The following is a 12,903-nucleotide window of genomic DNA, read 5'->3' on the forward strand; positions in this document are numbered from 1 at the left end:
AGCGCGATGCCAGCGTGCTCGCCTGGCTCGACACACTCTGAAATAATGCGGAGGAACATCGACAAGAACGGCGAAAATCCGCCGATCAGGCCGCGCTCCTCCGCATTACGACGACCTCGTGATTAGTGAAGCGCCAGAAGAACGATGCCGCGGATGCCGAAGCGATCGTTATCGCCGCGCAGCGACCTGAGATGCGCTTCATCACGCCGAAGGCAGAGGAACAGCAAGCGCAAGCGCTTCTGTTCCGCGGAAGAGAGCGACTTGTGCGTCAGCGTACGGAGCTAGTGAACGCGCTGCGCTCAATCCTTTACGAGTTCGGGCATCCGACTCCGCAGGGCATCGGGCATTTGAAGCAGATTGAGGCGATCGTCGAAGCCGAGAACAGCGATCTGCCAGTACTGGTTCGCGAGGAGTGCCTTGATCTTCTGCTGCAGGTCGCCGAGAAGACGCAGCGAATTGAGACCAGGACCAAACAGATCGGCGCTCTGGCAGCACAGACTGACACCGCGCGTCGGCTGCAAACGATGCCGGGCATCGGACCGATGAGCGCGTTGGCCGTCGAGGCTTTCGCACCGCCAATGGAGAGCTTTCGACGCGGGCGAGACTTCGCAGCGTGGTTGGGCTTGGTGCCGCGGCAGCACTCGTCCGGAGGAAAAGAGCGGCTTGGGCGCATATCGAAGGCCGGACAAGCCGACATCAGGCGGTTGCTGATCATGGGAGCAATGTCTCGTTTGAACTGGCTCGGGCGAAAGACGATCTCGGAAAGATCGTGGCTGTCCCGGATGTTGGCTAGGAAGCCGAGGATGCTTGTGGCCATTGCGCTGGCAAACAAGATGGCGCGAGCGATCTGGGCCATGCTGACGAAGGAGGAGGACTATCACAATCCGGCGCAGGCTGCTGCTGCATGACGGAGGTGCAATGCGGGGCAGTTTAGTGTCGATGACGGAGGTGTGAGAACGTCGATGACCCATATGGGCAAAATGATCGAACAGATCTGGATCAGGAAAACCAGTTCGGGGCTAGGAGCCATTCAGCTCGCTGAATAGATTTGGACCTGATCCGCTGATCACCATATCGGCCAGCGGCTTCCAAAGTGCCGCATTTGAAGGCCTGACAGAAGACCGCACTCGATCACACCTCAATGGCTCAGAAACTTCTTGCATCACGGGCGGCAACCACAGAAGCCCCTAGATTTGTAGACGCCTTCTTTCCTAATTTTGAGGCAGGAAGAGCATCATGAGCAAAACGAATTTCACCGAAGAATTTAAGCGCGACGCTGTTCGCCAGATCACCGAGCGAGGTTATCCGGTTGCGGAGGTTTCGCAGCGCCTCGGCGTGAGCCAACATTCCCTGTATGAATGGAAGAAGAAGTTTGCTGCGTCGAACGCCAAGCCCTTTTACTGGACGAGATCACGTCTGCACTCGATCCAGAACTTGTCGCAGAGGTCCTCGATATTCTTCGTGATCTGGCAGGGCAGGGAATGACAATGATCCTCGCTACCCACGAAATGCAGTTCGCAAAAGAGGTCTCGAACCTCGTCGTCTTCCTGGAACAGGGCCGACTCCTCGAGGCCGGGCCGCCGGCCCAGATCTTCGGATCCCCTACCCAGGAACGCACGCGCGCATTCCTTAAGCAGATCATCGACGCAGGGCGTCTCTAAGACAGGCACCAATCCTGCCTGTCGAGACTGGCGATTACCAGTGGCCCGGTGGAGGCCGTTACGCGGCCCTCGCTTCTGATGCAGGCAGTGCGCGAGGCGGCGGGCGAGTTACTGGAGGGGAGGACGGAGGCTGCCTCTCAGTAAGGAAGCCCGACATAATTCTCCGCAAGCGCGGTGGAAGCGGCGCGCGATTGCACTAGGTAATCCAGCTCCGCTTCCTGAACGCGCTGGCCGAAATCCTCCGTGTCGGGAAAACGATGCATCATCGTCGTCATCCACCAGGAGAAGCGCACCGCCTTCCAGACGCGGGAAAGCGCCTTCTGCGAATAGGCATCGATGCCGGCTTCAGACCTGTCGCGATAAAACTCGATCAGCGCCTCGCTCAGATAATGCACGTCGCTGGCGGCGAGGTTGAGGCCCTTGGCGCCCGTCGGCGGTACGATATGGGCGGCGTCGCCGGCCAGAAACAGACGGCCGAACCGCATGGGTTCGCTGACGAAGGAGCGGAGCGGCGCTATGGATTTTTCAAAGGAGGGGCCGGTCACCATGGCATCCGCCTGGTTTTCCGGCAGGCGGCGGCGGATTTCATCCCAGAAACGCTCATCGCTCCAGTCTTCCGGCCGGTCCTCCAGCGAACATTGAATGTAATAACGGCTGCGCGTGCGCGACCGCATGGAGCAGAGGGCAAAACCGCGCGGGTGATTGGCATAGATCAGTTCATGGTTGACGGGCGGCACGTCAGCCAGAATGCCAAGCCAGCCGAAGGGGTAGACCTTCTCGAATTCCTTGATCGCGCCTTGAGGCACGGATTTGCGGCTCACCCCGTGGAAACCATCGCAGCCGGCGATGAAATCGCAATCGATCCGATGGGTTACGCCCTCTTTCTGATAAGTGACATAAGGGCTTTCGCCATCGAAATCATGCGGCTCGACATCAGATGCATCGTAGATGGTTGAGAGGCCGGCCGCTTCGCGTACATCCATCAGGTCGTGGGTCACTTCGGTCTGGCCATAGACCATCACGCGTTTGCCGCCGGTCAGGTCGAAGAGATCGATACGGTGGTCGCGACCGTCAAAGGTCAGCGAAAAACCGTCATGCGGCAGGCCTTCCCGGCGCAGGCGTTTATCCGCGCCGACCTTTTCCATGAGTTGCACCGTGCCTTCTTCCAGCACGCCGGCGCGGACACGGCCGAGAATGTAATCCTTGCTGACCCGGTCGAGAATGACGGTCTCGACGTCGGCTTTCGCCAGAAGCTGGCCAAGCAACAGCCCAGATGGACCGGAGCCGATGATGACGACCTGTGTACGCATTGTTTCCTCCCGAACTTGTCTCCGGTCAAGAAATTGACCAAGCGATGCGGGAAGCTCAATGGACTTTCCGGTCCGTAAATTGCACAATCCGACCATCAGGCGCAGGAGGGAGCGGAGTTGCGGGTGACTGCCAATGAAGGGCTCTATGGCGAAGAAGCTGCACAGGGCAGCGATTTTCGCTTCCATTGCGAGACGCTTTTTTCGCGGAGCAGCCTGCACCGCTTTGAAATCGGCCTGCATCGCCACTCTGCTTTTTTGCAAATCTTGTACATTTTTGGCGGCGAGGGCGATGCCTTGCTGGATGGCCGCATCGAGCCGATCCGCCCGCCGGTCGCCATCATCGTGCCACCCGGTTTCGAACACGGCTTCCGTTTTTCCCGCGATATTGGCGGCGTGATCGTCACAATGCTGCAGGGGGCGCTGCCGGCATCGGTGCAGGCGCTTCTGCTGCGGAATTTCTCCCAACCGGTGCTTCTGCCCTTGCAGTATTTTGCCGATGGAGAAGGAGTGCGAAGCGGGTTCGAACGGATTTCCGCGGAATATGAGGCCCGCGAGCTCGGTCGCGACGCGATGATCGAAGGTCAGCTTGCGACCGTCGTCGCGCTTCTTTCACGGGCGGCGCGGCCGCTTCTGGAAACCAGCGGTGAGGGCCTGGCGGAGCAGCGTTTCGAACGGTTGCTGTCGCTGATCGCCCGCCATATCCGCGAGCCGCAGAAAGCCGGTTTTTATGCGAGGAAGCTCGGCCTTTCGGAAACGCACCTCAACCGGCTTGTCCGTTCGGTTTCCGGGCTCAGCCTGCAGCGGCTGATTGCCAAGCGCCAGATCGAGATCGCCCAGCAGGAACTGGTCTTCACCGTCTCCAGCGTACAGATGATCGCCGAGGGTCTTGGATTTGCCGATCCCGCTTATTTCAACCGCTTCTTCAGGCGGGAAACCGGCATGACGCCGCGCGCCTGGCGGCTCGCCGAGCAGCGCAAGATGGGCGATACCGGCGCGCGGCAGACGCCGCTTCAGGCCAGCATTCTCGCCAGTTCCCGCTGAACGGCAACGAGTGCGGGCAAATATCGCTCCACAAGATCCCCCATCGTGGCCATCGAGGCGGCGAGCCCGACATTGAGAGCGGCGATCGTCTGACCACGCACGTTTTTCAGCGGCACGGCGATGGAGCGAAGCCCGATTTCGACTTCCTGATTGATCAGCGCATAACCGCGATGGGCGGTCACCCCGATTTCGACGAGCAAGGCGTCCATGTCTGTGATCGTCTTTTCCGTACGGGCGACGGGCCGGGAGGCTTCGAGAATGTTGCGCTGCCGCTCGGGCGTTTGCACCGAAAGCGGAACGCGTCTGCTTGCGGCTTGGTGATTTACTGACTCCGGTCCTGTCTGCGCATGGGCCACCATGAAGACATTGCTCTCATATCCTCGATGACCACGGAGGGCATGTAGAATGGCTGACAACTGCTCTTATCTGGCGCGGCCGTTGACCGACTATCCAATGGTCCGTTCCTCTCCGACCCGACCGACCGAAGCACGTTCCTCCTTGGCCGCTCACCTGAGGGGCCACTGCTACAATTCTTCAACTTTGGATCTGCGGGCAGGGCTGCTGCCGGTCCAGCCCTTGAAAGCCCGTGAGAACACAGTCGATTCGGCGTAGCCAAGCGCCGCTGAAATCTCTTCCATTGATACATTGCCCTGCGCCAAATATGCAGTCGCCATCTGCTCGCGATAAACCCTCAAAATCGCACGCAACGACGTCCCCTCGTCCGAAAGGCGTCGTTGGAGAGTGCGCGGGGTGATTCCCATTTCCGAGGCAAGGTCGGCCAATTCGACAGACGAGATTCCCAATCGAACGCTTATCAGTGCCTTAACTTGCTCGGTAGCAGACATCTCCTGGTTGCTCGCCGCTATGACAGAGGCCATATGCTGGTTTAGGATGTTAATGAACTCTCGGTCCTCAACCCTGTACTGTCGATCGGCGTCAGAAGGGTCGATAATTATGCAGTTCCTATTCTGGGTGAATTGAATCGGCGCACCGAAGATGCGCTGCAGCGCGGCTTCTTGGCCAACAGACCCGTGCTCGAAATGGACCTCTAGGGGCCTCCAGTTGCCGTCAAAGGCGGTTCGGAGTTGACTGCATATGCACGCGAGAGTGAATTCCGTGTCCTGTCGCAGAAGGTTCCTTGGCCTTATGTCATCGTGGATTTTATAACTGCACATCAAACCTTCCGGGGAGACCTGGACCGAAAATGTTGTGGCCGTCTGAAACGCTGTGGCGTAACGTGCATAGTAACTCAGAGCCGATCCGATTGAACTTGCTTGCATTAGCAGCAATCCGATCGGCCAGAGATCTCCCGGGCGCAACGCGAACCCGAGTCGAGCGCCCAGCACTGGGTCTTCAAACGTCCTCGCGGCGTCTTCAAAAAACTCAAGGTAATCACGCATGTCGACACGTGCATTCGGATCGCCGATGCGCGCATCCGAAAGGCCGTGACGCGTGAGCAATTCTTTCAGGTGGATGCCAGCGCTTGGAAGGTTCTGGATAATCGCCTGCAAAACGAACACCCGGATGGATGCGGTTCGGTGCGTGGTGTTAGGCGCCATGTGTCCTCCGTTTCGCGAATTGTCGTGAATTGTCATCTTCCTGGCATGCTCTGTAATGGACCCGGCGCACAGCGCGCGCATCATACACTAACAAAAATCAAGCAAACTTGCAGGGGAACCACATGTCAGATAACGAAGTATCTAAATTTGGGAAACGAAGCCTCGCAGCCAACTCAGTCGGAGTGGCGCATATTGTTTTCTTTGTCGTGGCCGCTGCGGCGCCCATGGCTGCGGTAGTCGGTGCCACACCTCCTGCCTTTGTCTTCGGTAACATTGGCGTTCCCGGCGCGTTCATTTTGGTGGGGCTACTATACCTTATCTTCTCCGCTGGCTTCACGGCTATGGCACGCCATGTGAGCAGCGCGGGCGGATTCTATGCCTACATTTCTAAGGGACTCGGCCGACCATTCGGCGTGGCGGGCGCATTCCTCGCGATGGTGACCTACTTTGCCATCCAGATCGGGGTCTACGCCCAAGTCGGTGTCTTCGCTCGTGCAGCCCTGGAGCCATTGGGGATCGGTCTGCCTTGGTGGTCCTGGTCGCTTCTCGTACTGGCGGCGGTCCTCTGGTGCGGCCAGCGGCATATCGTTTTCTCCGGGCGGCTCCTCGGCATCTGCATGATAGCGGAGCTGCTGATCTTGTCGCTGTTCGCACTTGGCGTGGTCCTGTCCGGTGGTGGCAGCGAAGGCTTGACCGCCTCGGGCCTACAACCGTCCGACGTCTTTGCGCCGGGACTTGGTGTGACGCTGATATTTGTCGTTAGCGCTTTCATTGGTTTCGAGGCGACTGCCATATTCGGGGAAGAGGCCGCTCATCCGGACCAGGCAATTCCACGAGCAACCGTCGCGGCCGTCATTATCATCACCGTGTTCTACGCATTCGTCAGTTGGGCAGTCATTCAGTATTATGGGTTCTCCGCCGTTGCCGCCAAGGCGGGCGAATCGATGGAGAACTTTTATATCGGCGCGATCGCCGGAGTGCTCGGCGGCTGGTCCACCGTGGCCGTGAACATCCTGCTGCTGACAAGCCTTTTTGCTTGCTTGCTCTCGTTCCACAATACGCTCAACCGGTATTTCTATGCGCTCGGTCGGGATGGCCTCTTGTGGACCGGGCTCTCGTCCGTCCACCACGCGAATGGCTCGCCGAATGTAGCCGGCCGCGTTCAGTCTATTCTTGTCGCCGCTGTCCTCATAGGCTTTTCCCTCATCGGCGCTGATCCCTACGCGGTCGTCTATGCCTGGACTTTGGCCTTCGCAGGTATCGGCATTCTGGCTGTCCAAGTCCTGGTATCGATCTCCATTGTCTCCTTCTTCCGGACGGAACGACGCGGCTTCTCGACTATGCGCGTGGTGATCGCTCCGGCTGTCTCAGGCATGGCCCTTGCTGCCGCCTTCTTTCAGGTCTCGAGAAACCTGCCGCTGCTCACCGGCAGCGAGAGCCCGATCGTGACCTCCTTTCCAATATGCGTAATCCTCATCGCGGTGGCTGGCATTCTTATCGCCCTGCACATCCGACGCACCAACCCCGCCCTATACGACCGGCTCGACCGCACCTTCGCCGAGGCGACGGCCGAGACCTGAGCCGTTGCTTCGGCCGGTAACCACCCAGCCGAGCATCGGAGCCCACGTAAGACAATGACCCATTCCGGGATGGACTGAGTTCGTGCCCTGAAATGAACGGAGCAAAAAATGAAACTCGACTATGAGACGTCTCTCCAGAACTTTTCGGAGACATTCCATCTTTCCAAAATCGAGACACGGAAGGGCAGAGACTTCGTTCCCGGCGGCTTCAGCAGACGAACCTTCAATTATGGTCCTCATGCGGTTTTCGCCGAGCGCGGCGAGGGGCAGTACATCCATACGATCGACGGACAGAAGCTTCTCGACCTCAACAACAATTTCTCCACTAATGTCCTAGGCCACAATCACCCCGCGGTCATTAGGGCTATCGAGGAGCTTCTTTCTTCCGGGTTCTCGTTTGGCAACCCAACTGGCCACGAGCTCGAGCTTGCGGAATTGCTTTGCGATCGCATTGAGTCGGTCGAGCAAGTAAAGTTCTTTTGTTCCGCCAGCGAGGCCTGCCTCGGCGCGATCCGCATTGCGAGGGGGTATACAGGCAGGAAGAAGATCGCCAAGTTCGAAGGCGGCTATCATGGCTTTACCGATGACCTCGCCATCTCCACGCATCCAAGCCCGACCAACTTTCCCGGTCCCGACTTCAGTCCGAGGTCGGTCCCGGACTCCGACGGCATTCCTGGGTACAAGATCGATAATGTCATCACTTTGGTTCAAAATGACTATAGGGCGTGCGAGAGCATTCTGAAACGGCACGCCGGCGACATCGCGTGCATCATCATGGAACTTCAGTCTTGCGCCGGCGGTATCGTCTCCCTCGACAAGGAGTTTGTGCGCAAGTTTGGCGATCTCGCGAAGGAACTCGGCATCCTGCTGATATTCGACGAAACGATCACGCTGCGTGCCGCCTACGGCGGTCTGCAGAGCCTCTACGAGACCAAGCCGGATCTGACAGTCATGGGCAAAATGATTGGTGGCGGCCTTCCGATCGGCGCTGTCGGGGGTTCGCGCCAGATATTCCGTGTCGTCGAAGAAAACCAGGTCATGATGTCAGGTACTCACCATGGCCATCCGATGGCCTGTGCGGCCGGTCTTGCAACCATGAAGGTCATGGACCGTGACGCCTACCAGAAGCTCAACGCGATGGCGAACTCGGTCCGTGATGAGCTGAATTCGTGGTCGAAGGAGAAACGCTATCCCTTTGTCGTGTTCGGTGGCTTTTCGGTCCTCGGCTACGCCTTCACCAAGGAGCCCGGTCAGACGATTAAGACGCACAGGGATTACTGGAACAAGATCGATGACGAAAAGATGACGATCTATGCGTTGGAGATGGCGACGCGCGGCTATTTTCCCGTCCATCGCGGACAACTCGGCCTTACGCTTCCTATGACGGAGGAAGATATCGCTGGGTATATCGAGACCACAAAAAACATCATCACTGAAATTTACGCGCCGAACTAAGTGCGAGGACCCCGTCAGCGCCCCGACAGGTGGAGGATGTCCCAGCCCTGGACAAGCCGGCGCGACCCAGGCGGCCTAAAATGTCCGGTTCGACTCTTTACAGGGTAAGCGGTGTTCTCAGACCACGGCCTTGAGGATCGGCTTCTCGGCATAAGCCCAGGGCATAAGGTCATCGATCCGGCCGTTGGGATGGCCGTTGACGACCCTCGTGATCACGTCGGTAAGATAGGCCATGGGCTCGACGTCATTGAGCTTGGCGGTTTCGATGAGCGAGGCGATGGTCGCCCAGTGCTCAGCGCCCGCATCAGAACCAGCGAACAACGCATTTTTCCGATTGAGGGCTATAGGCCTGATGGAACGCTCTACGGTGTTGGAGTCGATCTCGATACGGCCGACATCGATGAAGCGGGTCAGCCCGTCAGAACGTGAGAGCGTGTAGCGGATGGCTTCGGCGAGCTTGGTCTTCTGGCTGATGAGGGCGAGCTGCTCGGTCAGCCAAGGCGCGAGGTCGTCAACGATCGGGCGGCTCTTGTCCTGCCGGACGGCGCGGCGTTCCTCGTGCGTCCTGCCGCGGATATCGTCCTCGATCTTGTAGAGCTCGGCGATACGCCTGAGCGCTTCGCTGGCGATGGGCGCAGGACCGGCGGCCGACAACTCATAAAATCGCCGTCGCACATGGCTCCAGCAGAATGCCAGAGACACGCTGTTGCCGGCGGCGAGCGCTCGATAGCCCACGTATCCGTCCACCTGCAGGACGCCGACGAAGCCATTGAGATGCGCCATTGGGCGTTCGCTCTTGCGATCAGGCGCATAGACATAGACGACGCCGGGCGGATCGGCTCCCTGCCATGGTCGGTCATCGCGAGCGTATGCCCATAGCTGCCCGGTCTTCGTCCTTCCCCGACCCGGATCGAGCACCGGGGCGGTCGTCTCGTCGGCGAAGAGCTTGGACGAGGCCTTCAGATGCTCGAGCAACCTTTGATGAACCGGGCGCAGGTGCCAGGCAGCGCGACCGACCCAGTCGGCAAGTGTCGAGCGGTCGAGGTCGATCCTCTGGCGCTTGTAGATTTGCGCCTGTCTGTAGAGCGGCAGGTGATCGGCGTATTTGGAAACCAGCACCTGGGCGACGGTCGCTTCAGTCGGAATGCCACCTTCGATCAACCGCGCGGGAGCTGCCGCCTGGACGACGACTTCCTCGCAGGCCCGGCATGCATATTTGGGACGACGCGTTACCAGAACGCGGAACTGGGCTGGCACGATGTCGAGCTTCTCGCTGACGTCTTCGCCGATCCGATGCAGGCCTTTGCCGCAGCAGGGGCAGTCATGGCTCTCGATGTCGATGACCACATCGATGCGCGGCAGATGGGCAGGAAGGGCACCACGGTTTGTCCGCCGCTTGGCAACCCGCTCCCGGCGCAGATCGCTCGATGCGTGCTCCTTGTCTTCCAGACCGTCCGCCTCGACCTGCTCGGCTTCCTCGAGCCCAAGGAGAAGCTGATCCTCTGGAAGCGTCTCGGCGCGACGGCCAAAGCGATGACGCTGCAATTCCTTGATGATCTGGCGCAGCCGGGCATTCTCCGCCTCGCGCGAAAGCACCATGGCCTTGAGCGCGTTCAGGTCGTCGGGAAGCTCGTCGGCCGTCATCGTCATGGAATGACAACAGCATAATCGGCCAACCAAAACGAGGGCGTGGATGAGGCTGATTCAATTGGTCGCGGCGGCTATCCAGCCGTCTGCGGGACACGCGCCTCGATCGGCGCATGAACGCGCTTCCAGTCCAGCCCCTCGAACAAGGCCGAGAACTGGGCGGCCGTCAGGCGCATCGCACCGTCCTGCATTTTGGGCCAATGGAACTCGCCATCCTCAAGCCGCTTGGACACCAGGCAGACGCCGCTGCCGTCCCAAAAGACCAGCTTGATCCGATCCGCGCGCTTGGCTCGGAACACGTAGATCGTGCCGGAGAACGGGTCGGCACCCATCTCGGCCTTGACCAGCGCCGCCAGGCCCTCCGCACCTTTGCGGAAGTCGACAGGTCGGGTGGCGACCATGACCTTCACCGCTCCGGAAGGCCCGATCACGACTGCGCCTTCACGGCCTGAATCACCGCGGCAATCGTGGCGGCGTCCGCACCGGAGGCGATCCTGACGATCGCCCCGCCGATCTCCAATTCGATTGCGCCGCTGCTCGACTTCTTTCTCGAGGCACGCGCCGGTTCCGGCTCTTTCGCTTCAGGCTTCGTAGGCACGTCAAGGATCGCTGGCGCAAACATCGGAACGACCTCGACGACCGGCACAGCTTCGAGCGGCTTGCGGGCGAGCCGACGCCACGTGAACAATTGCTGCGGGGTCAATCCATGACGCCGCGCCACTGCGCAAACCGTCACGCCCGGCTCATAACTCTCGGCGACGATCTGCGCCTTGCGCTCGTCGCTCCACTCCCGCCGTCGGCCGCTTCCCGTGAAAACCTCAAACCGGCGCACCGGCTCTTTATCGCTGGATGTAAGCGTAAGCTCTGAAATCGACATATGTCCAAGCCCTCTTTCGGGCTCAACATCGTCAATCACGCCGTGATCCGAAAGGTGGGTGCAAAACACCGCTTACTTTACAGGAGCTTGCATGAGATCTAGATATATGTGTGACTGAGACGGATACATATGTATGTGCCTATGTCATGCCAATCGCATAAGGCGATCTCCTCTATGACTGTTCCGCGTCGAGAAAGGCAAGATTGTCGAACATTGGGACATGTCAGAAGCAATTCCACCGAGGTCCGGATCTAATCTCTAGGAGTCCCATGCCCAGATTTTTGGAGAAGCACCATGACAACGACATCGGTTATCGAAGTTGTAACCCTGACCATTCGCGACGGCCTCTCGATTGAGCAGTTTTCGACTCTGGATCAGACCGTGGAGCGAGAACATGTTGCTTTGCAGCCAGGCTTTATCTCGCGGGAATCTGCTCCGGGAGAGAGCGGGACTTGGCTTGTTATCGTGGACTGGGCGCCCGTGGCGGATTCGGAGGCTTCTATGTCTTCGTTCTCTTATGCGGCGGCCGCTTCGGCTTTCATGAACGCCATTAAACCAGACAGTATGGTTATGACGCGCTATGGAGGTACCTTAGCGTAAAGTTTCATATTGCGCCGAATTTTGATTCAGAATCGATAGAGCCGATATGACCTGATTGCTTCGAGTGGTGCGTGATCCAGTCATTACTATCCACACGCCCAGGTCTATCGCACGCGTCTTTAATTGGCGCGTGCTGAACGGCATGTAAGGGTGCTGCTGCCGAGAGCCCCACGGTGCGACGTGGCCGTCCTCCAAAATCTCGCATTTGCTTCAGCAAAGGGCTTAGCACGATCGCGATCTGATCGACGGCGCACTTCTCCAAGCTGCCTCTCCCTCCTATGACGCGGTCGCGGTGGATATGATCCCAACTTGCCTCAATCAGGCTGTGGTTTCGCGCTTATATGCCCTAGCGCTTCGCAGACGGCATTGCGTAGCGGCAACTCCGCCTTAGGCTGGCAACGGGGCGCATGTATAGTTCGCCGACCCGCGGTGCGCTCTGACACGCGCTCGCATTAACGGCGCAAGTACGCGAGCACCATGTCTACCGCTTGCTCGCGTTGGCCGACAATATGTTTCGAACTCTGAAAATCCTCGTCCAATACAATCGAAAGCGTATGCGTGTTCGAAAAATAGAAATACCCCAAAGCCGAAATCGAGACGTATAGATGTTTTAGATCGACGTTTTCTCTGAACAAACCCTGTTGTTGGCCAATTCTAATAACGTTGCTGAGCTTTTCCAGGAGTGGTGTATACAGAAGTTTGATGCTGAGGGCTTGCTTCAAAAAACGTGCATTCTGTACGTTCTCGTGAGTCATCATCCTTACGATCTGCGGGTTATTGGCAAACGTATTGAAGGTCGATTCGACAAGTTTCCGCATGGAATTGACGGGGTCGTTCTCATCGAGGTCGATCTCGTGCTGGGATGCACGAAGCCGCTCATATGTATGTGACAGGCTTGCTATGTATAGCTCATCCTTGCTTGTGAAGTATTTGTAGATGAGGCTTTTGTTCGTTTGAGATTGCTCGGCAATCGCGTCAATGCGCGCCCCATCAAATCCCCGCTCGGTAAACTCGTCGATAGCGCACTCAATTATGTGCTGTTGCGTCCGGCGCGGATCGCGAATTCTCTTCTTTTTGGCTCCCACCTCGGTCTCGATACGCATTCCCTGATCCAATACGTTGTGAATGCCCCGTGAACAGGGCTTCGAAACAAACAATTAATCCGAAACCAAG

12 protein-coding genes and 2 pseudogenes are annotated in these 12,903 nt (G+C 58.3%); 7 read left to right on the plus strand and 7 right to left on the minus strand.

The genetic code is table 11. The features are described from left to right. The first annotated feature begins 125 nt into the window (after positions 1-125). The 3 genes and pseudogenes from M0412_RS23595 to M0412_RS23605 form a co-directional block, all read left to right on the plus strand. Positions 126-908 carry an IS110 family transposase gene (locus tag M0412_RS23595; RefSeq protein ID WP_269703565.1) on the plus strand — a complete coding sequence of 261 codons (783 nt, stop codon included), beginning with the start codon at positions 126-128 and terminating at the stop codon, positions 906-908. A gap of 328 nt (positions 909-1,236) precedes the next feature. Next, positions 1,237-1,389: pseudogene (locus M0412_RS23600) on the plus strand (transposase); the annotation flags it as partial. Then, a pseudogene (locus M0412_RS23605) lies at positions 1,380-1,661 on the plus strand (peptide ABC transporter ATP-binding protein); the annotation flags it as partial. The pseudogenes M0412_RS23600 and M0412_RS23605, both read left to right, overlap by 10 nt. Positions 1,662-1,798: 137 nt before the next feature. Here M0412_RS23605 and pobA read toward each other — a convergent pair. Beyond that, entirely contained in the window at positions 1,799-2,971 is a 1,173-nt protein-coding gene (gene pobA, locus M0412_RS23610; protein WP_269703567.1) for a 4-hydroxybenzoate 3-monooxygenase, read from the minus strand. A gap of 117 nt (positions 2,972-3,088) precedes the next feature. Here pobA and M0412_RS23615 point away from each other — a divergent pair, with 117 nt between their 5' ends. Continuing rightward, positions 3,089-4,012 (plus strand): helix-turn-helix domain-containing protein, encoded by a 924-nt coding sequence (locus M0412_RS23615; RefSeq protein ID WP_305765333.1) that lies wholly within the window; start codon positions 3,089-3,091, stop codon positions 4,010-4,012. Here M0412_RS23615 and M0412_RS23620 read toward each other — a convergent pair. Both M0412_RS23620 and M0412_RS23625 read right to left on the minus strand, forming a co-directional pair. Further along, positions 3,982-4,299, minus strand: coding sequence for an IclR family transcriptional regulator C-terminal domain-containing protein (locus M0412_RS23620; RefSeq protein WP_269703571.1), 318 nt, complete (start codon positions 4,297-4,299; stop codon positions 3,982-3,984). The genes M0412_RS23615 and M0412_RS23620 overlap by 31 nt on opposite strands. A gap of 237 nt (positions 4,300-4,536) precedes the next feature. Beyond that, the gene (locus M0412_RS23625) at positions 4,537-5,571 is read right to left on the minus strand and encodes an AraC family transcriptional regulator (RefSeq protein ID WP_269703573.1); all 1,035 of its coding nucleotides are present in this window, start codon (positions 5,569-5,571) and stop codon (positions 4,537-4,539) included. Between the two features lie 122 nt (positions 5,572-5,693). On the opposite strand from M0412_RS23625, the gene M0412_RS23630 reads away from it, so the two are divergent. Further along, positions 5,694-7,151: an APC family permease gene (locus tag M0412_RS23630; RefSeq protein ID WP_142859712.1), complete on the plus strand. Its 1,458-nt coding sequence runs from the start codon at positions 5,694-5,696 to the stop codon at positions 7,149-7,151. A 108-nt stretch (positions 7,152-7,259) separates the two neighbouring features. After that, positions 7,260-8,606, plus strand: a complete 1,347-nt coding sequence (locus tag M0412_RS23635; protein WP_142859710.1) for an aspartate aminotransferase family protein — start codon at positions 7,260-7,262, stop codon at positions 8,604-8,606. Positions 8,607-8,723: 117 nt separating this feature from the next. Here the strand turns inward: M0412_RS23635 and M0412_RS23640 are convergent, their stop codons facing one another. The 3 genes from M0412_RS23640 to M0412_RS23650 form a co-directional block, all read right to left on the minus strand. Next, positions 8,724-10,256 (minus strand): IS66 family transposase, encoded by a 1,533-nt coding sequence (locus tag M0412_RS23640; protein WP_269703576.1) that lies wholly within the window; start codon positions 10,254-10,256, stop codon positions 8,724-8,726. Positions 10,257-10,327: 71 nt separating this feature from the next. Continuing rightward, the gene (gene tnpB / locus M0412_RS23645) at positions 10,328-10,684 is read right to left on the minus strand and encodes an IS66 family insertion sequence element accessory protein TnpB (protein ID WP_133675562.1); all 357 of its coding nucleotides are present in this window, start codon (positions 10,682-10,684) and stop codon (positions 10,328-10,330) included. Beyond that, positions 10,681-11,130, minus strand: a complete 450-nt coding sequence (locus M0412_RS23650; RefSeq protein ID WP_142859891.1) for a transposase — start codon at positions 11,128-11,130, stop codon at positions 10,681-10,683. Before M0412_RS23650 ends, tnpB begins: the two co-directional genes overlap by 4 nt. Before the next feature lie 294 nt (positions 11,131-11,424). Between M0412_RS23650 and M0412_RS23655 the strand changes: the two genes are divergently transcribed. Further along, the gene (locus tag M0412_RS23655; RefSeq protein WP_142859707.1) at positions 11,425-11,730 is read left to right on the plus strand and encodes a hypothetical protein; all 306 of its coding nucleotides are present in this window, start codon (positions 11,425-11,427) and stop codon (positions 11,728-11,730) included. Between the two features lie 452 nt (positions 11,731-12,182). On the opposite strand, the gene M0412_RS23660 is transcribed toward M0412_RS23655, so the two are convergent. Continuing rightward, on the minus strand, positions 12,183-12,833 hold the full coding sequence (locus M0412_RS23660) for a TetR/AcrR family transcriptional regulator (RefSeq protein ID WP_236774510.1): 651 nt from the start codon (positions 12,831-12,833) through the stop codon (positions 12,183-12,185). Between the last annotated feature and the right edge of the window lie 70 nt (positions 12,834-12,903).

The sequence above is a fragment of the Agrobacterium sp. O3.4 genome (genome assembly GCF_041414895.1).
Lineage (GTDB): Bacteria > Pseudomonadota > Alphaproteobacteria > Rhizobiales > Rhizobiaceae > Agrobacterium > Agrobacterium cucumeris.

What these genes read in the sequence shown, in the direction of transcription:
- M0412_RS23650 (WP_142859891.1), bottom strand. Translation starts at nt 11,130, where the DNA reads ATGTCGATTTCAGAGCTTACGCTTACATCCAGCGATAAAGAGCCGGTG.
- M0412_RS23655 (WP_142859707.1), top strand. Translation starts at nt 11,425, where the DNA reads ATGACAACGACATCGGTTATCGAAGTTGTAACCCTGACCATTCGCGAC.
- M0412_RS23630 (WP_142859712.1), top strand. Translation starts at nt 5,694, where the DNA reads ATGTCAGATAACGAAGTATCTAAATTTGGGAAACGAAGCCTCGCAGCC.
- M0412_RS23635 (WP_142859710.1), top strand. Translation starts at nt 7,260, where the DNA reads ATGAAACTCGACTATGAGACGTCTCTCCAGAACTTTTCGGAGACATTC.
- M0412_RS23625 (WP_269703573.1), bottom strand. Translation starts at nt 5,571, where the DNA reads ATGGCGCCTAACACCACGCACCGAACCGCATCCATCCGGGTGTTCGTT.
- M0412_RS23660 (WP_236774510.1), bottom strand. Translation starts at nt 12,833, where the DNA reads ATGCGTATCGAGACCGAGGTGGGAGCCAAAAAGAAGAGAATTCGCGAT.
- M0412_RS23640 (WP_269703576.1), bottom strand. Translation starts at nt 10,256, where the DNA reads ATGACGATGACGGCCGACGAGCTTCCCGACGACCTGAACGCGCTCAAG.
- pobA (WP_269703567.1), bottom strand. Translation starts at nt 2,971, where the DNA reads ATGCGTACACAGGTCGTCATCATCGGCTCCGGTCCATCTGGGCTGTTG.